This window comes from Sphingobacterium thermophilum (assembly GCF_039541675.1).
Taxonomy (GTDB): domain Bacteria; phylum Bacteroidota; class Bacteroidia; order Sphingobacteriales; family Sphingobacteriaceae; genus Sphingobacterium; species Sphingobacterium thermophilum.
Genome location: NZ_BAABGR010000015.1, coordinates 231,464 through 252,315, shown reverse-complemented (window position 1 = coordinate 252,315; position 20,852 = coordinate 231,464). Strand labels below are relative to the sequence as shown.

The following is a 20,852-nucleotide window of genomic DNA, read 5'->3' as shown; positions in this document are numbered from 1 at the left end:
TATCAATTCTATTAGTTTGTTACTTGAAATGTAATAGGGTTCAAATTTTGAGCCACACCATCCGGCCCTACCCCTACGATATCGTAAATCATAACCACTGATCCCGGCGTAATACCTGCCAATGCCGATTTCATCTGTGCGCTGAAAGCATTGCCCGAAGTCGTGTATGGTCCGATAGGATCTACCCGTGGTTTAGATATATACATATTGAATTTTGTCACTTGGAATTTAGCGTCAAAGTCAAAATTTTCCAAGGAAGCAGAAACGACAGACTGTCCTCTCAGCTGTGCCGCAGAAATACGTCCTCCATCTTTACCACCAACTTTCGCGGTAGGCTTAGGAATGCGCTTCACACGAAACTTCGTAGCACCCAAATTCTGCACCTTACCATCGATGGTAGCACTTACATTAAGGGTTACCTCTCCCGGACTAGATACTCTGGCAATATACTTGCCTCCACCTCTTGAAGATAAAGTAACGCCTGCTCCAGAAAGTTTTAATGATTCCGCAGGGATGCCTGGTGCAGAAATAGACAATGGGTTATCTACACCTATATACATTACATTCATTGCATCAGGAGATACTACCGCTGACGGTTTAGCCACCTGAAATGTCATAGGCTCTGTCTCATATACCTTCACCGTACCGTCGGTCTGCTGTACAGTGATAGATCCCTTCCACGTGTGTGTACCCACACCCGGTGTGATAGTATAAACTCCCTGTCCATCTACGACAGGAACGGGAGATCCATTTACAGTAATCTTAGGATTAGACTTGGAGTCGTAAGCTGTCAAGAATATTTTTGCGGTATAGGGCTGACCAGCGATTAGATAAGAGGTAGGCGCCACAGCCACCGCAGCAAACTTATCCAGATTTACCACCGCTTGGTCCATTTTCCCGAAAATATGCTTAACCACAGCCGACTCTGCATTCTTAGCATCTGCCTTAATCTTCTCAAGAGCGGTGATAGCAGCCGTCAAAGGAATACCATCACCGAAGTTGGCCTGTTCCCATGATTTTTTAACACCTGCTCGCGGGGCCGGATCCTCAGCAGAAAGAGCGAAGCTAACTTCATCGTTTGTAAGCTTTTTCAATTCCACCGCCGTGGCATTAATGGCATCACGAAGCTGTTTGGCTCTTCCTTCATTGATCATAAGGCGCGCCGAAATGTCCGTATTGCTTCTATGCTTAACGTCTCCTGTTTCTTCATCAATACCACCTCCTTCGCTATGCAATAGCTTACTATACTCTTCTATCTGAGCGGTTAGCTTGGCCACCACATCTTTTGCTTTGTTAGCTTTTTCCAAAAGCGGTCTTGCTCTTTCCGGATTCTCTTTCATCTTAGTTTCCTGGAAAGCAGCAAACATATTATCAATACCGGCTTGCGTATTTTGTGTCGATGTATTTAAACTATTTCCTAAATTTTTAAAAGCATCCAATATAGAATCACTGACATTCAGTGCTATAAGTCCCAATAGCACCAAATACAGGATTCCTATCATCCGCTGTCTTGGAGTCTCTTTATGTCCCGCCATCTTTTCTTAGTTTTTAATCATTATCCAAAGAAGAATCTGCAAATCAGATTATTGGCGATTTACATTCATCGCTGACAACATATTACCATAGATGGCATTCAAGGTAGACAAGTTTTTGTTGAAAGCATTTACCTGTTCCTTAAATTGTTGCATGTCTACTGTAGCATCATTGAATGTCTTTAAGTCTGCGGCCGCTCTTTCAAAGGCACTGCTCAATTGAGCGGCTCCTGTCGATGCGGCATTAAGCTTTTCAGCAAACTGATTAGTAGCGATTGCTGTATCTGCTATTTTAGAGATTGAAGATACTTTCTCACTGAATGTTCTTAGACCGTCGCCTAAGTTTCCGATTAGATTTTCATCGATTTTCGCATCTTGCAACATTTTATCTAAGGCAGCTGTATTTCCCACAGGCTGTGGTGTCGCTGCCGCAGCAACATTTCTTGTAGGAATTTCTCCTTTATAATCTTCATCCAACTCCGGGAATACACGTGTCCAATCCACATCTTTCTCTGCCGACATAAATCCCATAATGAAAAACAACAAGGCCTCAACAGCCAAACCTACTCCAATCATCCATTCCCCGCCTTTGAAGTGAAGAATCTTAAACATCAACCCGATGATAACTACTGTAGCCCCCCAATTGATGAAGGTATTAATACCAAAGCCGAATTTCCTTTTCTTTGCCATATACGTTAAAGTTATATTCTTGATTAGTTAATATTATATCTTCTAGAATGTCGTTCCTCCCAATCGTGTCACCGAACGAAAACCTATATAGGATTTCGCTGTATCTTGATATTCGTATTGTCTTGTTCCGTTTTGCAGGAAAAATCCTACATCTTTCCACGAGCCACCACGTATAACCTTTCTTTTTAATGTTTCAGGATCTGAATCTTTCGCTGTATACTTATAGGTAGGATTCATATCGTGCACATAGTTATAGGCCGACTCGTCGTAAGCGGATTGTGTCCACTCTGCCACATTTCCTGCCATATTGTAAAGGCCGTAATCATTAGGAAAATAAGAATATACAGGAGCGGTATAAGCATAACCATCTTCGGCATAGTTGCCTCTTCCAGGCTTGAAGTTGGCCATCAAGCAGCCTTTAGCATTACGAGCCGTAGGTCCCCCCCAAGGATATTGTGTTCCCACACGTCCTCCACGTGCAGCATATTCCCATTCTGCTTCAGTAGGCAGCTGATAGTCAAATCGCGGTTGTCTTCTAGTTTTAGCAGCGTAATTATTGTATAACTGCGTTCTCCAGGCATTGAATGCTTGAGCCTGCTTCCACGTAACGCCTACCACCGGATATTCTTCAAATGAAGGATGAGAAAAGTATCCTTTCACTAAGGGTTCGTTGGCTGCAAAATAAAAGTCAGACATCCATACCGTGGTATCCGGATATACGGCTACTTTCTCGCGATGGATGAAGTCCGAACGTTTTTTCGTCTTGTCGTTTTTGAATTTGATGGCTGTTTCCAAATCGTACCATTCATAATAGTACGTAATCAGACGAGGGTCAAGTTCGTATTTGCCAAAAACCCGATCCTCTCCCTGATAGTACATCGCTTCAAGGCGTTGTCTTACGCTAGCATCTTTTGTCTTCCAAGGTGACTGACGTCTAACCTTATCCCAATCGATATATCGCGTATTGGAAGTTGAATTCTGAGATTGAATGAAATAAGATTGGTCTCCCAAATAATCCGTAATCAAGATAGAATCACGAACCCAATAAACAAACTGTCTGTATTCCGCATTAGAAATTTCTGTATCGTCAATATAAAAAGGTGCTATGGTAACCTGTCTGGTTTGAGAGGTCTGTGAATGAGTGATGTCTTCATCGGACTGCCCCATAATAAAAGTACCTCCTGGTACTAATACCATACCATATGGTGCCTTATTTGTTTTCAATCTTTCCAGTCTAGCTCCAATCAGTTCACCATTATTGGTAGAGGTTTTACAACTTATAACGGTTACTAGCACTACAAGTCCAACAAGACACTTATATATACCCAAATGATTAATATTCATATGTCAACAATACAGTTAGTATAGCTTAGATCTAAAAACGTGTATAAAAATAAGGTAAATATCCTTTATTGAATTAAAAAAATTGAAGTTTTCTAAAAATAGACTACCCACGGGACTTTTAAACCAAGCGACCAATATAATAAAAACGGGCTGTATTTAGAAAATACAGCCCGTTTTTATTCGTGTCTGAATATTTTATTTATTAACAGCTTTAATATATTGCTCAACAGCCATAGTCATACTTGGTGCTGTTGGTGTCGGGGCAGGAATATCCAAAATCAACCCTCTATCCAATAGCGCTTGCTGCGTTGAAGTCCCAAATGCCGCTATACGTGTATCATTTTGTACAAAATCAGGGAAATTCTCGAACAAAGATTGTACACTTGAAGGACTAAAGAAAACGATGATATCATAGAAAACATCTTTCAAATCCTTGATATCACTAATCACAGTACGGAAAAGCACCGCCGGTGTGAAGTTATAACCGTTTTCCTGTAACCACTTTTGTGTTTCCTCATTAGCAACATCCGAACAAGGGAATAGGAATTTCTCTTTGCTGTGTTTTTTCAACACATCCTCAAGGTCTTTTGCCGTCTGCTTGCCAAAGAAGATCTTACGCTTTCTATATTGAATATATTTTTGCAAATAAAGCGCAATAGCCTCCGAAATACAGAAATATTTCATTTCCGGAGATACCTCGAAACGCATCTCTTCACACACTCTGAAGAAGTGGTCTACAGCATTTTTACTGGTAAAAATCACTGCCGTATGTTCTGCAAAATTAATGCGTTCTTTTCTTATTTCTTTCGCAGGAACTCCCTCTACATGAATAAAACCTCTAAAGTCAAGTTTTAAGTTATATTTCTCTGCCAAAGCAAAATATGGCGACTTATCATTCTCTGGTCTTGGTAATGTGACTAAGATACTTTTTACCTTCTTAGCCCTTGAGACATCAATTTGCATACTCTTCAATTTAACTGTTTAGTGCCTTCACTAATATCAATATTGGAGCAATTTCCAATGCACAAAGATAAAGAATTAAATAAAACATTGAAAACCTCAGATTCCCGAACAGTATAAACAATGTCTTCATCATCCTATATAAGAAGATTACGGAGATACCTAAAAGAAAAATTATCAGGATATAATTCACATACGAGAATGACAAAAACACCATAAAAATAAGCAAAGGAATAAGAAACAACGTTCCGTTAAAATATACTAAATACAATACGGTGATATAAACTCTCGCCAATTTCGTCGATTCAAAAATAACAGCAATAATCCTCGTAATTAAGAGCTTGGCAACAAACAAAAAACCTATTAATAAGGAAAGTTTAGCGTAATTTTCAAGTGTTAAAAAATGTAGGTCTTCCTTCACAGCCCAATAAAACAAAATAAACAGCCCCAGCGAGAAGCTGAAAATAATATAAAGAAAAATATATGGCCAAGAAGTCAAAATATTATCTTCCTTACTTATTTGCTGAAAAGTTCGCTCGTTAAAACAGGCGTACACTATATTTGTGAAGGTATGCTGAAAGAAAACCTTCACAACTCCTAAAAAGAGAAGGAGCAGGGAAAGCACAGTAATTACCCAAAGCGGGCGATGAAATTTCGGCGTTGCTGCCTCCCCTGCTCTCTCCTTCTTCTTACTATCCATTTTTTTCAGTATGCTTGCCAGATCCGTAGGCGCAGCTTCCAGTTCTTTCACCAAACTGTCCACTACCGTATTCAACAAGATTTTCGCCTTAGCATCCATAAAGACGCTGTTGAAATATACGGTATCCTGTACTAGCAAAACCGTATCTTGGGTAGAAGACAACGTATCCACTCGCAGCAAAGTAGAATCTTGCTGAGCTGCATTAACCGTAGTACAACACACTGTTAGAAGAACTAACAGCAGATATTGCACTTTTTTTATAATTTGCGAGAAAGTAAACGTTGTGCCTGCCATTATATAAGCTCAAAGGTAGGATTTTACTACAAAAAATTAAATATATTATGTCAAACGTAATAAATAGATGCGGTTGGTGCGGAACCGACCCTTTATATACGGCTTACCACGATAAAGAATGGGGTAAACATGTCAAAGATGACAAAACCCTTTTTGAATTTATGATATTAGAGTCTGCACAAGCAGGCCTCAGCTGGATAACCATCCTCAGAAGGAGAGAAAGATACCGAAAGGCTTTTGCCAATTTTGATGTACATCAGGTAGCTCGCTTTACGACAGAAGATGTAGAACGTCTGGTGCAAGACCAAAGCATCATCAGACATCGAGGTAAAATAGAATCTGCCATAAAGAATGCTCAGATATTTATAGCTATACAGCAAGAGTTCGGCTCCTTCTACAACTATCTGTACAGCTTTATGCCGAACAACGCTCCTATAGTTAACAATCTGACCTCCTTAAAAGACCTTCCAATAGAATCCGAACAGTCTAAAGCCATAGCCAAAGACTTAAAAAAAAGAGGAGTAAAATTCTTCGGAAGTACAATATGCTATGCCTATATGCAGGCTGTAGGAATGGTAAATGACCATCTTATAGATTGTGACTTTAGGTTCTAGCCCCTAAAGTCACTTCCCTGTAGATATCTTTCAGATTGCGGAATTTACCATTATAATCAAGCCCGTAGCCTATGACAAACTCTTGCTCGATCTCAAATCCCACATACCCAATATTGTCAAATTCATATTGCAAAGCTTCCGGCTTAAGCAATAGGGCACACACATTGATGCTCTTGGCCCCCTCCTTCTGCAAGGCCTCTATAGTATATTTAATAGAATTACCGGAGTCTATGACATCTTCCACGACAATCACATCCCTTCCTTGCAAGTCTACTCCTACTCCCAGCAGCTGCGCAATATCGCCCTGTGCTGTCCCCCTGTAGGACGCCAACTTCACAAAACTCATTTCACAAGGAATATGGATTTCTTTCATCAAGTCGGACATGAACATAAAACAGCCGTTCAGGACACCGACAAACACAGGGTTCTTCTTTTCATACTGCATATTGATGTCCGTAGCCATCAGACGGATACGCTTTTGGATTTGCTCGTATACTATGAATGGCTCAAACACCATGTTATCTATTTCTATTCTGTTCATATTTATTGCTCATTACCTCCGGACAACTTTTCCAATAAGGACTGCCGTACTCTTTCCTCCTCTTCCAACTCACGGATAATCATCTCATGTTCTTCGAGTATATCCAATGTAGAGTCCTGCACTACCGGTGCTTTAGGACGCAATGCCGGCTGTAGCACCACCTCATAGAAACCATAATTTTCCGGCACATCCACGTTATTTAGCTCTCCCAGCTTACGCATGATAGACCCATACGTGTTAAAATGGCGCATTACCCAGCTCTTCAGATGCCCCGTATGATCAAATGACGAAAGTCCCGTTTTGGGGCGAGGAATGATGCTGGAAAGAAAAAGACTTTCACCCAACGTCAGCTCTTCCGGAGCTTTCTTGAAATAATAGTCCGCGGCTTCAGTGATGCCGTAAACATTTCGGCCCCATTCAATGACGTTAAGATAAATTTCAAACAGACGGTCTTTGCTTACCTGGCCCGAAGATTCCATAAGCCATACCAAAAGAATCTCCTCCAATTTTCTTGTCAAGGTTTTCTTACGGGTCAGGAATACATTCTTCACCAGCTGCATGGAGATGGTACTAGCTCCGCGCTTGAACTTCTTCTCCTTGAGGTTTGTGGCGATAGAAAGCTTGAAAGCTTCCTGCTCAAATCCATTGTGACTATAGAAATATGGGTCTTCCGTATTGCGGACAGTAGTCTTCAACACATAAGGTATCTGGTCCAAACGTCTGAATTTAGGATTTTCAGGGCCTACGATAATTTGTCTCACCAAGACACTGTCTTCATAAGCATTATATACAAAAGGATGGTTAAGCTCATCGATATTGGCTTTCCCCCAACGTATAACTTTCAAATCTTCATCATCAATCTTTGAAACAAACAGCACATCATCCGGTTTATCCAAATCTACGGCAAAATCTAGGTCGTAGGCTATACTTCCTTCCACCTGTACACCTTCAAGACTTTCAAACAACCCGCTTCGTATGGCGTCAAAGAAGGTCTGTGCCTCAAACATGCCCGTATGGAGGGCTAGCTCCACCTTCTTAGAAGGTTTGAGCGTAAGCTTAATCTGTGGCGAAACTTCAAAATCCTTAATACGTATGGTAGACTTATCCTTCAGGGCTATATAGTTTTCGGCGACCTCTATGCCTCCCTCCAGTTCCGCCTGTGGCAATGTGACCGTAGAATCCGATAAGCGTTTATGATTGATTTTTAGGTTTTCATAGGAAAATGCTCCTCCGATAAGAAGAAGATTCTTTTTGATTTTTTTTACTTGCCGAAGGTCGAAGATGAGTTTGTCAAAACTCACGCCTAGCCCATATTTGTTACGTAGGAAAGGGACCTCCTTATCCACATCTTTGGAAGAAATCTCAAGTAATAGGGTCTGATTACTAGCATCTATATTGCCACCCAACACCCACTCGGCATTATGATCATTCAGGAAAACAGAAGAGCTAAAATCTCCTCCTGACATCTTGGCCTTAGGGATGGTAACTTTCTGTTTATGAGAATTTTCCTCATAGCTAACCACGAAATCTTCCATCTCCAGATCGCTTGGAATTTTCGAAAAGATGCTCTTCACCAAATGCTCTGCCAGATCGGTGAAACTTTTCGATGTTTCTTCGTTTTTACCGGTATCTTCTTTTTTCTTTCGGAAAATAAAGTCATAATTGCTGAGGGTATCTTTCTTCACCATGGATAATACCCCATGGTAAATTCCCATCTTACCTATTTTTATTTCTCCCCACAACAAGGGAACAAGATTCACCTTTGCGGTAAACCGTTGCATGTCCACTAAGGTATCTCTTTGATCGGGGATCACGGTAAGGTGCTGAAACTCTACTTCCGACAGCCCCACAAACCTATAGGCCTGTACTTCAAAATTTAAGGCGTAATCATTTTTAAGTTTTGTTTTAACTTTCTTTACTGCTCTATCCAAAAAGACCTGTCTTTGTGAATAGCCATAAACAAATCCTGCTCCTACAATTATTAGTAGAGAAATCAAACTGATCCACAACCATTTTTTTTGTTTTGCAGTAAGAAAATCTTTCATTTCGCTTTTTTTTGAAATTTTGAATAAAAATAGACTTTTTTAGATTTTTACGGTGCCTCCATCCAAAATAAATTTAGACTAAAAAATCTTACCATTTTTACAACAAAGTCATGACATGAATATGTTCCGTTATTAGTAGTTTTGTGAAAATTTAGAGCTAACAACATGACGATCACAAAAGAACAGATATTACATGCCCTTAGTCATGTTGAGGAACCGGACCTTAAAAAGGATTTGGTTACCCTTAATATGATTCAAAACATTGAAATTCTTCCTAATAAAATAAAGTTTGATGTCATTTTGACTACGCCTGCATGTCCTTTGAAAGGGCATATAGAGCATGCCTGCCGCAACGCTATAGCTTTGTTTGTGAGCAAAGAGGTAGAAGTAGAAATCAACATGACCTCTAGGGTGACCAGTGTGGACAACAACCAGCTGAAAGGCATCAAAAACATCATTTTGGTTTCTTCGGGCAAAGGTGGTGTGGGCAAGTCTACTATTGCTTCAAACCTAGCACTAGCTTTAGCCTCATCGGGCGCGAAGACGGGACTGCTGGACGCAGACATTTATGGTCCTTCGCTGCCTATTATGTTTGGACTTGAAGGTGCCAGACCTACTGCCGTGCAGCTTCCTGATGGCAGCACTAAAATAGAACCAATAGAAAAGTTCGGATTGAAGCTTCTTTCCATAGGATTTTTTACAGATCCCAATCAGCCTATACCATGGAGAGGTCCTATGGCTACCTCAGCGATTAAGCAACTTTTCAATGATGCAGACTGGGGAGAGCTGGACTACCTTGTAGTGGATATGCCTCCAGGAACGGGCGATATTCATATCACCGTGGCGCAGAATTATCCCGTAGCGGGCGCTGTAATCGTCACTACACCGCAACAGGTAGCATTAGCCGATGCAATCAAAGGCATAGGCATGTATAGAATGGAAGGAGTTAAAGTTCCTATACTTGGAATCGTAGAAAACATGGCCTATTTCACTCCTGCAGAACTGCCGAACAACAAATACTACATTTTCGGTAAAGATGGCGGTAAACGTTTGGCCGAGGAAAATAACATCCCTTTCCTAGGAGAAATTCCTTTGGTAAAATCTATTGCTGATGCAGGAGACAATGGCTTTCCTATTGTATTGGATCAGGATGAGACGGTAAGCCAAGCTTATAAAGAAATTGCTGGTCGCCTCGCTCAAGAGCTCAGCATTCTAGCTAACGGATAGATACACTATTTATTTAAATAACAAAAAAGGCTTTCCTAAAGGAAAGCCTTTTATTTTGTAGGATTACCAATCCTTGTTTTGAACAATATTAGGGTTTGCAGTTACATCTCTGTCTGGAATACCCCAAGTAAATTTACTATGGTTCGCAGAAACTGTCTTCGTGTCAAAGTCATTACCACGTTGGATAACATTTACATTTTGAGGATCTCTACGGGTAAAGCCTTCTCCCCAACGTTTCAAGTCATCGAAGCGGTATCCTTCGAATGCCAATTCTCTGAAACGCTCATTCTTGATCTCATTCAACAAGCTGTTTCCTGTCACCGTATTAGCCAAAGCTGGAAGACCTCTGGCTTCACGCAACTTATTCAGATGATTTCGTGCCGCATCTGGATTATTGGCATGATAAGATGCTTCAGCTGCGATCAAAATCGTTTCCGCAATACGGAAAATTTTTGGTGAATGCGCATAGTTTGTAGCAGCATTGGCAGCTCTTAACCTAGGGTTACCAGGATATTTGTTTACCATGGTAAGTGTATGATAACTTCCAGACAACAATACACTATCCGATGTCAAGAAATAAGCATCCTTACGGAAGTCATTGTCATCAAACATATCAATCACCCATTGCGAAGGCAAGTAATAAGGCACATAGTGACGGCTACCATTGTTCCATCCCAAATAAGTACCTCCTTGTGTATTTGGCAATTCGTTGATTGAAACGAATGGAGCAAATATCACTTCATTTGGAGCATCTTCATGCCACATTTTCTTTACATCGGCTGCTGTATTGTAAAGAACGTATTTATTGCTATTTATTAGCGTTTCTGCTGCTGTTTTTGCTCCAGCCCAGTCTTTCATATACAATTTGACTCTGGCCTCAAGGGCAGTCACCACATCGATATTTAGGGTAGAAGCGTTTGCGGCTCCTGCTTTTGTAGCTAAGTTAGTCCTTGCCACATCCAAATCAGACAAGATCTGCTCATACACTTCTTTAACCGTATTTCTCGCAGGTAATGCATTAATATCCGGAGTTAATACTAGCGGTACAGACAAGTCCGAAGAAGCCGTGCTTTCATTGTAGGCATTCGCGTAACGCGCGTTCAATAAGAAATAATAATAAGCGCGTACTAAATGTGCCATACCTACATACTCTTTCAACTCTTTTTCTTCGTTTGCGTTAGCTGGAGAGATAGTAGCAAAGCCTTCAATGGCTGTATTGACATTGATCAACGCCGAATAGTAACCTTGCCAGTTGTCTCGGATTTGATAGTTATCTGACGTAAGGTCTGTCCAACGGTGAACAGATCCATAGTTGTTACCGTAATCGGAAGTAGCATTCAACTGGTCAGCTTGAATATCCGGAGACAAAATGTAGTGGCCATATACTCGACCGCGCAAATCCGAATGCAGGCGGTTAGCCCAGTTTTTTGCGTCGCTAACAGTCTTGAATGATTGAGAGCTTTCAATCACATTGTATGGGTATAAATCCAAATCACAGGAGCTAAGCAAACTTGTAATGGCAATACCCATTAATATATACTTTTTCATTTTCTTCATTTTCTGATAATCTAAAATTAAAACTGAAGTTCAATACCAAAAACAGATTGTTTAGTGTTTGGATTTACCCCTAATGCTAAGTTGCTATCAACCTCAGGATCTGGACCTGAATATTTTGTTGTTGTCCACAAGTTTCTTCCTAGATAGTAAATTTTTGCTGATCTAAAGAAGTTCTGAACCCCCAACCATTTTTTAGGGATGTCATAACCTACTCTTAAGTGTTTCATACGTAGGAAAGAAGCATCCTCGATAAGCGCACTGTCGAATTGGTTAACAGTACCATATTTAGGATATCTTGCGTTATCTCCAGGTTGTTTCCAGTAATCCATTACATCCTTCAACTGATTATATCCAGCAAAGTTGTAAGGGTTAACAAAGAAGTATCTATCATTGTTGATCATATACTTATCTTTGTTGAATACAAAGCTCATATCGAAGAAGATACCTTTGTATCCTGAGCTAAATCCGAAACCTCCTACGAATGGAGAGTGACGTTTCAAGCCTGTACTTTGTGCTAGAGTAGTACTGTTCCATGTAGATGTTACATCACTATCGTCTTTTCTTGTTACGGTGATATCTTCACCAGGAACATACCATTCCATAAGACCTGTCTGTGGATTAACTCCCTTTTGGATAGGATAGAAGAATTCTACAGGTTTACCTACAGCCCAGCTCACACCAGTGTTCGGCACGATCCAATAACTTTTACCTTGGAAAAGTTCTGTAATCTTTTGCTTGTTGTAGTTAAAGTTGATGTATGGTGTGAAGTAGTAAGTAGACGATTTGAAGACATTAAATACCAAGTCCACGTCTACCCCTGTATTTTGTAAAGAACCCACGTTTGATGTGATATCAGAGAAACCAGAAGTATAAGGGTAAGGCACTGATACCAACATGTTTTCTGTTACACGCTTATAGAATTCGATATTGAAGTTCATAATTCCGCCACCGACACCACCTTGGATACCTAAGGTAGTTTTGGTTTGCTCTTCCCATGCTAATGAAGGGTTACCTGGAGCACTTACACCCCAAGCTGGTGCGGAGTTATAAACAGTAGATCCTACTGTTGCTAAAGATTCATAGTTGCCAATAGAGGAGTTACCTTGAGTACCGATACTAGCTTTCACGCTCAAGTTATCCAACCAATCAACATCTTTCAAGAAGTTTTCTTTCTTAGCTTCCCACATCAAACCTACAGCCCAGAATGTTGCATTTCTGTTATTCTTACCGAAACGTGATGACGCATCATTACGTAAGGTAAAGTCAAAGTAATACTTGTTGGAATAAGAATAACCTAAACGACCGAAATACGAATTATAAGCAAACTCTGATTTCGAAGAACCTGCCGAACGTGAATTAGCAATAGTATTGCCTAACAATAACAATCGATCGTCAGTCAAGCCAGAACCGCCTGCCGAGAATGAGGAATAAGTATATTTTGTAGACTCCTGGCCAAAAAGGATGGAGAAGTCATGAACCTCCTTAAATCGGCTACGATAATCTATCGTATTTGTCATGGTTCTTTGTGCTCCTTGTTGCCATTCTTCACTAACAGTACCATTGCCCAAGGCACCTGCATAGGAAGGATAACGCAGAGAGGTAATTCTATAGTTGAAGTAATCCATACCCGCCTGTGACTTAATAGTCAGGCCTTTAATAGGAACAATTTCCACAAAAGCTGTCGGGTTAAACTGTTGGTTCACATTGTTGGTTGGCATCATATCTGCCAGATATCTTGGAGAATATCTGCCTAATCCTGGAATAGTCACGCCATAATACTCTTCTCCATTTTCGTCGAAAGGAGAATACCATGGTAGTGCCAAGAGAGACAGACCTCCATTCGTATTATTTGAATTGTATGGGTTTGACTGTCTTTTATCTTGACCACCAGACAAATTCAAGCCTACTCTTGCCCAATCATTCAGTTTAGAAGAAATATTGCTTCTTAAAGTAGCTCTTTTGAACCCTGAACGATACATGATACCTTCTTGGTCATAGAAGCCACCACTGATGAAATAGGTGGTACGTGGAGAACCTCCTGAGATATTCAAATTATATTCACCGTATGATGTATTTTCACGGTAATAATACTTACCCCAGTCAAAAGTATCATCGCCATAGGTAGCAGAAATCTGATCGATCTGTGCCTGAGTTCTAAAGCCTGTTTCTAACCAGAAAGCACGCAACTCTTGGGTATTCATGAAGTTTTCGATATGCTTTCTGGAAGCTAGATCGTTAGTTCCTTTCTGTATCCTAGCAGTAATATTCGATCTTTCACCTGCTTTACCTTGTTTTGACTTGAAGTAAATCACACCGTTTGCAGCACGCGAACCATAAATAGAAGTTGCGGCAGCATCTTTCAATACGGTGATACTTTCCCAGTCATCTGGATTTGTAGACACAATAGATCCCGCATCCACAGGAATTCCATCTACCACGAAAAGAGGAGTCGAGCTAGCTCCCAATGAACCTGAACCGTGCAAACGGATAGATTGTGTTGCTGACGGCTCACCGTTAGATGTTAGCACCGACAATCCTGGAACACGACCTTGGAGAGCTTCCAAAGCATTGGCAGTAGGTTTACCTTCAATATCTTTGGATGTAACAGTAGTTTTCGATCCAAGACGGGTACCTATAGCGGTTCCCGATCCATAACCGATAACAAGTACTTCATCCAAAGCCTGAGCGTCTTCTTTTAAAACGATTGACAAAGTAGTAGCATTGCCAATGAACACTCTCTGTGAAACATATCCCACATAGGATACATTCAGTGTTGCTCCCGCCGGTACAGTAAGCTTGAATCTACCAGCGTCATCGGTTTGTGTAGCAATGTTAGATCCAACGACAGAAACAGAAACGCTGCTAATTGGCTTTCCATCTGCAGTTGTCACCACACCACTTACTTCTTTGGTTTACGCATATGACGAACCTACTAAGCACGTCATAGCAAACATAGTACTAAGTAATTTGTGTTTCATATATTAAGTTTATGTTATTAAGTAGCTATTGCTTAGACAACTTTTGTTTAGTAATCTTTTTCAACAATCAGTTAGTTTATCCACATAACATATACTTTTTTTTTTACATTTTTTAACATTCTAAGATTTTTTTTTTAAAAAATTTGCCCATCACTTCGGAATAGCGGAAAAAGGAACATCAGAAAAATAATGCCCAAGATGATTAAATATTATACTATTTTAACACAAACAAATACCAATCAAGTTATTTACCACTTGTTGTAGGCAATTATATTATGTAATAAAAAAACCAAAGGACTTGAATTTTCAAGTCCTTTGGTTTTTAGTTATAGTATCTCACTAATGATAATTATATTATTCTCTTGCTCCGACAAACTTATATTCTTCGTCTATTGTTGCACGGATATAAGGAGCTGCCGGAACCGTATTTGGCTGAAGCATAAAATACCTAACCTTTAATGTTTTTGTTTCCGGATCGTAATAGTTCTCACCCGAAGGATCCAACTCAGCTGAACGCGTATTACTTGCCGGCTGACCATAGTAGTTTGTTACACTAATGATTTTATTTGTTTCTGGGTCAAACTCGAATACCGGACAGAAAGATCCATATCCACTCCAACCTCCACTGTAAATCGGATAGGTATTATCGCCCCAAAGTATATCATCAAACAATACTACTTTGGTTTCTCCTATAGTATGAAGTTCTACCGTATAATCTCCATAACCTTGAGCGGCATATTGAATCGAAACGTGTTCCATTGTCGGAGTTACCACATCTGTAAGTGTACCGGTAAACTTATAAATACCGTCCCACATGTTCTTCAATCCCAGCTGGACAATAATGGTGTCACTCAGCTGAGAACTTGGAGTAATATCACCATAATCGGAGATCACGAATGCCAAAGCATATTTAGTGGACATATCTGTCCATTTAGATCCATCAAGATTGATAAACAGCTCGCCATACGCATTACCGTTACCCAGTTCTATAGAAATTGTGTTACCGGAAACTGAAATTCCATTTTCTTGCACCCAAGTGAAGAAATCAGAAGGCAAAGGTTCTAGTTCCGTCTCATTCTCTTCATTGTACTCATCGATAAGAGCTGGGGTGATGGTCAGTTTTACCGTATTGACACGAGCCAGTTCGGCCGCATTGTGTGCATCTTTAAACAGAGTGAAAAGTTTAACTTTTCTCACACTTTCGGAAGGAGAAAGCCATTGAATGACCTCTCCTCCATTAGGAGTCTTCAGGAATGTAGTACCACTATCGCCTACATTGTCTCCCTCGAAAGACTCTTTCACACAGCTTTGTGTCAGACCTACCAACACAAAAGCGGCTAATATATATTTTAAGATATACCTTTTCATATAACAGTTAAATTATTGATCCCACCATACTCTTGCAGACATTACATCCTGGCCACCAGGAATTCGAGCTACCGCTTCATCTAAATTAGCTTTATTGGTCGCTTGTTCGTTCGAACCATACATAAACCTTCTAGGAATCTCGGTTCCTGGATTTGCTCCCGGTGCAGGAGATAGAGAAGGCACGCCAGACTTACGCCAGATATTCCATCCCATTCTTCCGTCTGGATAATGTGCTATATAGCGCTGAAGGCTGATTTTATTTGCATCATCAGCCGTACCATTTAACGCTACGCCCGATTGATTTAAGTAAGAGTTCGATACACTTTCCCCCCACTGCTCGAAAGAAAGGGTGATACCATCTCTATACAGATTATTCTTGTTTTCAGAGGTCCATCCGAGTTGAGCAGCCTCTGCTCTAGCAAGGTAAACCTGTCCCGCACTGATAATTACATATGGAGCATCTTCCGTTCTGAAATCACCTCTCAGCACCCTTGCAAAATTGGTGTTGGCACTAGCAAAAGCTTCAGCCTGTGCACGAGGCAACCCGTAAGGGAAGCCTACATTTGAAGTTGCAAATGCATTTGGAGAAGATAAATCCTCAGTAGCACCACCAAAGGCTCGCTGTCTGTCATCGCTCAGGTTGGCAGTAATATCCGTAAGCGTTTTACTTTGAGCATAGTCCTTACGTCCGTCGTAGGTATTACGCCAAGGGTTTTTGAAGTTACCTCCCGGAAAATTAAGTTTAAAATTATCCTCATTGGTAGTGATTACGCCATCAGGATCATTCAAAGCAGCTTTAAACTCTGTAGCAGCATAATCATTTGGTCCTGGGAATTTTTTGGAGAGCTGTAAAGATACCAACAGACGTAAAGAGTTGGCCAGCTTCTTCCATTTAGTAATATCTCCATTATATACGATATCTCCTTTGATTATTGCCGAGGAGGTTAACATACTTTCTGCTTCAGCAAGCTTCGTTAAGATACCTTTGTAGATATCTTCCTGACGGTCATATTTTGGTGTGATACCCTGCAAAGCTTCCGAATATGGGATGTCTCCCCACAGGTCGGTCAAATACCAGAAGATATATTGTTGCACAATCTGGGCTACAGCTTGCATATTAGGATTATCAACATCCGTATTGATAATATTCTGCAAGTCCATCAAATGACCTGAATAATAAGCGGTAAAATTGTTCTGAGGCAAGGAATACAAGGAAGCCTCGGTATATTGTGTCTCAGAAATATATTGCGCATATAATCCCGGTTGATAGTGATTATTTGAAGCATACCCTGCTACTCCAGACAACACATTAGTTAACAATGCTGATGTGATTGGCTGAGTAGTGGCGTTAGGGTTGTCATTCATATCCCCAAAGTCACTCAGCGCGTCACATGACGTTGCGAGCATTGAGGCACCTAGTAATATATATAAGAATCTCTTTTTCATCGCTATACTCATTTAAAAGCTAACATTTAAATTAAAACCAAACCCTCTAGTACCTGGCAACTGACCTGTTTCACCCACAGAATAAGTAATTTCTGAAGGGTCGAAATCTTTGGTAGTAGCGTAAATCAACAAAGGATTATTTGCCACCAACGAGAACGTTGCTCTTTTAATGTGACGTCCCAAATTCCATTTCTGAACAGGGATATTGTAGCCAAAGGAAATAGCTCTTAACTTAACGAATGTCAAGTCGTAAATAAATTCGTCGAAGGTCTTGTTGTTGTAAAGACTGTGATAGTAATCTTGTGCGCCGATATAGAATGTTACAGGGTTATTATTCTCATCTACACCATCCACACGTACACCACCACCATCGGCTACAGCATCACGTATAGGATTTCCTTTATCGTTCAGGCGAGCAGTTCTAGCGGTCAGACCAGAATATGATCCCCACATGTTTGATAATGAAACCATCTTTCCTCCATATTGGAAGTCCAGGTCAATGCCTAATGTGAAATCTTTATAACGGAAGCTGTTTTGAAAACCTCCGGTATACATTGGCAATACCGAACCAAACTCTACTGCAGGGTCGTTTTGATAATATCCGGCTGCTGTAAGAATTGGAATGCCGGCTTCATTACGTTTAATACCGTTACCATAAATCTGTCCCCATCGCGCCCCTTCTTTATGGGTCAGATAAGGCATAGTGGTACCCCAAACCCCTTCCACAGAGATTCGCTTGGTATCTTCGGTAATTTCGTCAATATTATTTTTAATTAGACGTGACCAGATCACGGAAGTATTCCACTCAAAATCATTTGTTCTTACCGGGATAGCTTTCAATAACAAGTCAAATCCCGAACGAGAGATTTTACCGATATTGGTCAATATAGAAGAATATCCACTGGCACCGTTTTGAGATACTGAATATGGATAGTCTTCATCCTTACCTGTCCAATAAGTAGCAGTAAGCCCCACTCTGTTTCTCAAGAAAAATAATTCCAAACCGAAGTCCTGTTGAGAACTTACTGATCCATGAATATTAGGGTCAACCAAAGCATCAGGAGTAGACATCAAGAAGTTATTACCCCATTTGTATTGTCCCACACTATAAGACATACCCGGATATCTGTAATATCCGAAGGTAGTGTTGTTGGTTCCTAATGCTTTAGGAATCTCACCCCAAGAGTACTTCAACTTACCCAAGCTTAGCCAAGGCATACTTTCTTGTAACAAATCAGAGAACACGAAAGCACCACCAAAAGATTTAGAATAAACTTGGTTGTTGTCCTCAGGTAATGTTGAGAACCAGTCACTTCTTATCGATGCATCAGCGAATAAAATATTTTTATAGCCAACATTTAATTTAAACAACAGGGCGTTATATCCTTCTCTATAACGATAGTTATATTGGTTAGCTTGACTTACGGAGTTGGCTAACGTGAATAGGTCTGGCACATTTAATCCGTCTACTGTATTTCCGGAGTTTTCATTGTATTGCGAACGGAAGAAGTCAGCGACAAAGTTACCGTTTATGGTGAAGTCTTGAATCTGCTTGCTGTAATGTGCTCCGACTTCTACGTTTTGACGGTTGGAATAGGTATTACCTGTTCCGTAATAGCCTTTGGCCAACTCGTTGTTTCCTGTAGTCTGTAGACCACTTTCATTCAGACGTGAACTGTATTTATATTCGTAGAATGTTGTATTCTGCTGTTTACGGTAAGTTGCCGAGAAACTTAAGTCATCATTAACTTTGTAACGCAGATTAACGTCTCCATACCAGCGGTCACGTTGGTTGACTCTATCTACCAAATCATAGTAAGTATATGGGTTATACCAATAGTTGGCTGCGAAGAAACTTCTAGGGTCATCTGCTTTATATGCTGTAGGATTGGCGTGGTTCCAGCTGGCAAAAATACCTTCCGGAGTTGTCAACCCTCTTAATTCTTTTAGAATATGGATATCTAAATCTCTATGGAACCATTGATTGAACGCTCCCGTAGATTGGTTAGAATAGTCATCATCAATTTCTCCGTACAAACGGTTATTCACATAGTTGATATTGGCACCCACTGTGATGTGGTCATTAATATCAAAAGACCCTCTTACGGTGAATAAATTTCGATTCAATGAGGTAGTTGGCAACAAACCATTTGTATATTGGTTAGTATAACTAAACCTCAGATTATAAGCGTCTGCAGATTTTGTGATTACAATGTTGTTGTTAGTCGCACCTCCTGTTTCGAAGAAATCTCTTGCGTTGTCTTTTTGAGGTGTTAGTTTTGCTGTTTGATATGAACGAGAGTGACCTCCATACCACGCATACCAAGGAATATATTCTTGGCCAATCATTCTTGGTCCCCAAGAAGCATCATCATTGTAATCGTGATAATACTTTCCATCCAAAGCCTTCCATTCTTCCGGATCACCTGGTTTCCAATTATATTGATACATAGATTCCGAACCACCACCAGCATAAGAGTTTTGATAGTTAGGTAAAATATAGGCTTTGTCGAAGTTAGCACCTAGATTTAGAGCTATACCCAAGCCGGGATCGGTTTTCCCTCTCTTGGTAGTGATAACTATAGCACCATTAGCAGCTTGAGAACCAAACTGTGCCGCTGCCGCTGGTCCCTGCATTACAGTGACACTTTCAATCTCATCAATGCTAAGGTCATCGTAGTTCGGCAGGATAGTACCATCTACTACATAGATAGCTCCATCGTTACCTGTGCTCAATCCTGTAGCACCTCTTAGACGGATAGTGTTGTTGCGTCCCAAAGCTGCCGCAGATTGCGATCTTACCTGAAGACCTGCTACCTTACCGGCTAACGCATTGTTAAGGTTAGGTTGACGTGTGGTATTAATGGTTTTTGCCTCCAACACCTGCGCACTGGAAGTAGAAGAACGTGCAGTCTGCCTGATGCCGTAAGCTCCTGTCACCACCACTTCTTCCAGCTCCTGACTTACAGGAACTAATTGCACGTTAATCACGGATTGGCTTCCCACAGCAACGCGCTGCGTCACATAACCAAGATAAGAATAAGATAATGTCGAACCCTCAGGAACAGTAATCGAATAATTTCCTGAAGGATCGGTCTGAGTGGCTCTGTTTGTCCCTACAATAGATACAGAAACTCCAGCAATAGGACTTCCATCCTCTGCCGATGTCACTTTACCACTCACTTGCCTATTTTGTGCAAACGACACGCCTATAAAGCAGGTCAGCACAAAAATCAAACTGAGTAATTTCTGTTTCATAATTAAGCTGTTAGTTTTTGTTTAGTAAAAAAAATTATATTGGATAAAATTCATATTCTACTATAATTTACACTCATTAAACTATAACGACAAATACCATTCTTTGTAAAGCACATTATTCTTTTGGTGAAGATTATATTTATTACAAAGTAATAGAACAACCTTTAATCTATCGTATAGCTTCTATCCTTTCGTTTTTCCCAAAACAAACCAAACAAAACAAAAGATATCCTATTAAGAAAAGAAGTGTGACTTATCAAGCTTTCCTGAGAATAATACGAGTAAGCTTTTAATAATA

Annotated in this window: 14 protein-coding genes; 2 read left to right on the top strand and 12 right to left on the bottom strand. The window is 40.3% G+C overall.

The genetic code is table 11. The features are described from left to right. Window positions 1-11: 11 nt before the first annotated feature. The 5 genes from porM to ABD873_RS07040 form a co-directional block, all read right to left on the bottom strand. The gene (gene porM / locus ABD873_RS07060; RefSeq protein WP_039054025.1) at window positions 12-1,535 is read right to left on the bottom strand and encodes a type IX secretion system motor protein PorM/GldM; all 1,524 of its coding nucleotides are present in this window, start codon (window positions 1,533-1,535) and stop codon (window positions 12-14) included. Window positions 1,536-1,583: 48 nt separating this feature from the next. Then, window positions 1,584-2,222: a type IX secretion system motor protein PorL/GldL gene (porL, locus tag ABD873_RS07055; RefSeq protein WP_039054026.1), complete on the bottom strand. Its 639-nt coding sequence runs from the start codon at window positions 2,220-2,222 to the stop codon at window positions 1,584-1,586. Between the two features lie 42 nt (window positions 2,223-2,264). Then, entirely contained in the window at window positions 2,265-3,566 is a 1,302-nt protein-coding gene (gene porK / locus ABD873_RS07050) for a T9SS ring complex lipoprotein PorK/GldK (protein WP_039054027.1), read from the bottom strand. Window positions 3,567-3,761: 195 nt separating this feature from the next. Continuing rightward, window positions 3,762-4,529, bottom strand: a complete 768-nt coding sequence (locus ABD873_RS07045; protein ID WP_039054028.1) for a uroporphyrinogen-III synthase — start codon at window positions 4,527-4,529, stop codon at window positions 3,762-3,764. 10 nt (window positions 4,530-4,539) lie between these two features. Next, window positions 4,540-5,520, bottom strand: coding sequence for a DUF4271 domain-containing protein (locus ABD873_RS07040; RefSeq protein WP_345066525.1), 981 nt, complete (start codon window positions 5,518-5,520; stop codon window positions 4,540-4,542). Between the two features lie 47 nt (window positions 5,521-5,567). Here ABD873_RS07040 and ABD873_RS07035 point away from each other — a divergent pair, with 47 nt between their 5' ends. After that, window positions 5,568-6,134: a DNA-3-methyladenine glycosylase I gene (locus ABD873_RS07035; protein WP_345066522.1), complete on the top strand. Its 567-nt coding sequence runs from the start codon at window positions 5,568-5,570 to the stop codon at window positions 6,132-6,134. On the opposite strand, the gene hpt is transcribed toward ABD873_RS07035, so the two are convergent. Together hpt and ABD873_RS07025 are read right to left on the bottom strand one after the other, a co-directional pair. After that, window positions 6,124-6,675, bottom strand: a complete 552-nt coding sequence (hpt, locus tag ABD873_RS07030) for a hypoxanthine phosphoribosyltransferase (protein ID WP_345066519.1) — start codon at window positions 6,673-6,675, stop codon at window positions 6,124-6,126. The genes ABD873_RS07035 and hpt overlap by 11 nt on opposite strands. Before the next feature lie 2 nt (window positions 6,676-6,677). Next, the gene (locus ABD873_RS07025; RefSeq protein ID WP_345066516.1) at window positions 6,678-8,720 is read right to left on the bottom strand and encodes a transglycosylase domain-containing protein; all 2,043 of its coding nucleotides are present in this window, start codon (window positions 8,718-8,720) and stop codon (window positions 6,678-6,680) included. A gap of 165 nt (window positions 8,721-8,885) precedes the next feature. Between ABD873_RS07025 and ABD873_RS07020 the strand changes: the two genes are divergently transcribed. Next, the gene (locus ABD873_RS07020; protein WP_345066514.1) at window positions 8,886-9,947 is read left to right on the top strand and encodes an Mrp/NBP35 family ATP-binding protein; all 1,062 of its coding nucleotides are present in this window, start codon (window positions 8,886-8,888) and stop codon (window positions 9,945-9,947) included. Window positions 9,948-10,010: 63 nt separating this feature from the next. Here ABD873_RS07020 and ABD873_RS07015 read toward each other — a convergent pair whose 3' ends face one another. The 5 genes from ABD873_RS07015 to ABD873_RS06995 form a co-directional block, all read right to left on the bottom strand. Next, window positions 10,011-11,495 carry a RagB/SusD family nutrient uptake outer membrane protein gene (locus ABD873_RS07015; protein ID WP_345066511.1) on the bottom strand — a complete coding sequence of 495 codons (1,485 nt, stop codon included), beginning with the start codon at window positions 11,493-11,495 and terminating at the stop codon, window positions 10,011-10,013. Between the two features lie 26 nt (window positions 11,496-11,521). Beyond that, window positions 11,522-14,398 carry a SusC/RagA family TonB-linked outer membrane protein gene (locus ABD873_RS07010; protein WP_345066508.1) on the bottom strand — a complete coding sequence of 959 codons (2,877 nt, stop codon included), beginning with the start codon at window positions 14,396-14,398 and terminating at the stop codon, window positions 11,522-11,524. A gap of 438 nt (window positions 14,399-14,836) precedes the next feature. Further along, window positions 14,837-15,850 carry a DUF1735 domain-containing protein gene (locus ABD873_RS07005; protein WP_345066505.1) on the bottom strand — a complete coding sequence of 338 codons (1,014 nt, stop codon included), beginning with the start codon at window positions 15,848-15,850 and terminating at the stop codon, window positions 14,837-14,839. A gap of 12 nt (window positions 15,851-15,862) precedes the next feature. Next, a complete protein-coding gene (locus tag ABD873_RS07000; RefSeq protein WP_345066502.1) occupies window positions 15,863-17,296 on the bottom strand; it encodes a SusD/RagB family nutrient-binding outer membrane lipoprotein in 1,434 nt (477 codons plus the stop codon). Window positions 17,297-17,308: 12 nt separating this feature from the next. After that, window positions 17,309-20,554, bottom strand: a complete 3,246-nt coding sequence (locus ABD873_RS06995; RefSeq protein WP_345066499.1) for a SusC/RagA family TonB-linked outer membrane protein — start codon at window positions 20,552-20,554, stop codon at window positions 17,309-17,311. Between the last annotated feature and the right edge of the window lie 298 nt (window positions 20,555-20,852).

Bases quoted from the DNA above. Each gene is read 5' to 3' on its own strand.
- porM (WP_039054025.1), bottom strand. From the start codon at position 1,535: ATGGCGGGACATAAAGAGACTCCAAGACAGCGGATGATAGGAATCCTG.
- ABD873_RS07015 (WP_345066511.1), bottom strand. From the start codon at position 11,495: ATGAAAAAGTATATATTAATGGGTATTGCCATTACAAGTTTGCTTAGC.
- ABD873_RS07045 (WP_039054028.1), bottom strand. From the start codon at position 4,529: ATGCAAATTGATGTCTCAAGGGCTAAGAAGGTAAAAAGTATCTTAGTC.
- porL (WP_039054026.1), bottom strand. From the start codon at position 2,222: ATGGCAAAGAAAAGGAAATTCGGCTTTGGTATTAATACCTTCATCAAT.
- ABD873_RS07020 (WP_345066514.1), top strand. From the start codon at position 8,886: ATGACGATCACAAAAGAACAGATATTACATGCCCTTAGTCATGTTGAG.
- ABD873_RS07005 (WP_345066505.1), bottom strand. From the start codon at position 15,850: ATGAAAAGGTATATCTTAAAATATATATTAGCCGCTTTTGTGTTGGTA.
- ABD873_RS07025 (WP_345066516.1), bottom strand. From the start codon at position 8,720: ATGAAAGATTTTCTTACTGCAAAACAAAAAAAATGGTTGTGGATCAGT.
- ABD873_RS07000 (WP_345066502.1), bottom strand. From the start codon at position 17,296: ATGAAAAAGAGATTCTTATATATATTACTAGGTGCCTCAATGCTCGCA.
- ABD873_RS06995 (WP_345066499.1), bottom strand. From the start codon at position 20,554: ATGAAACAGAAATTACTCAGTTTGATTTTTGTGCTGACCTGCTTTATA.
- porK (WP_039054027.1), bottom strand. From the start codon at position 3,566: ATGAATATTAATCATTTGGGTATATATAAGTGTCTTGTTGGACTTGTA.
- hpt (WP_345066519.1), bottom strand. From the start codon at position 6,675: ATGAACAGAATAGAAATAGATAACATGGTGTTTGAGCCATTCATAGTA.
- ABD873_RS07040 (WP_345066525.1), bottom strand. From the start codon at position 5,520: ATGGCAGGCACAACGTTTACTTTCTCGCAAATTATAAAAAAAGTGCAA.
- ABD873_RS07035 (WP_345066522.1), top strand. From the start codon at position 5,568: ATGTCAAACGTAATAAATAGATGCGGTTGGTGCGGAACCGACCCTTTA.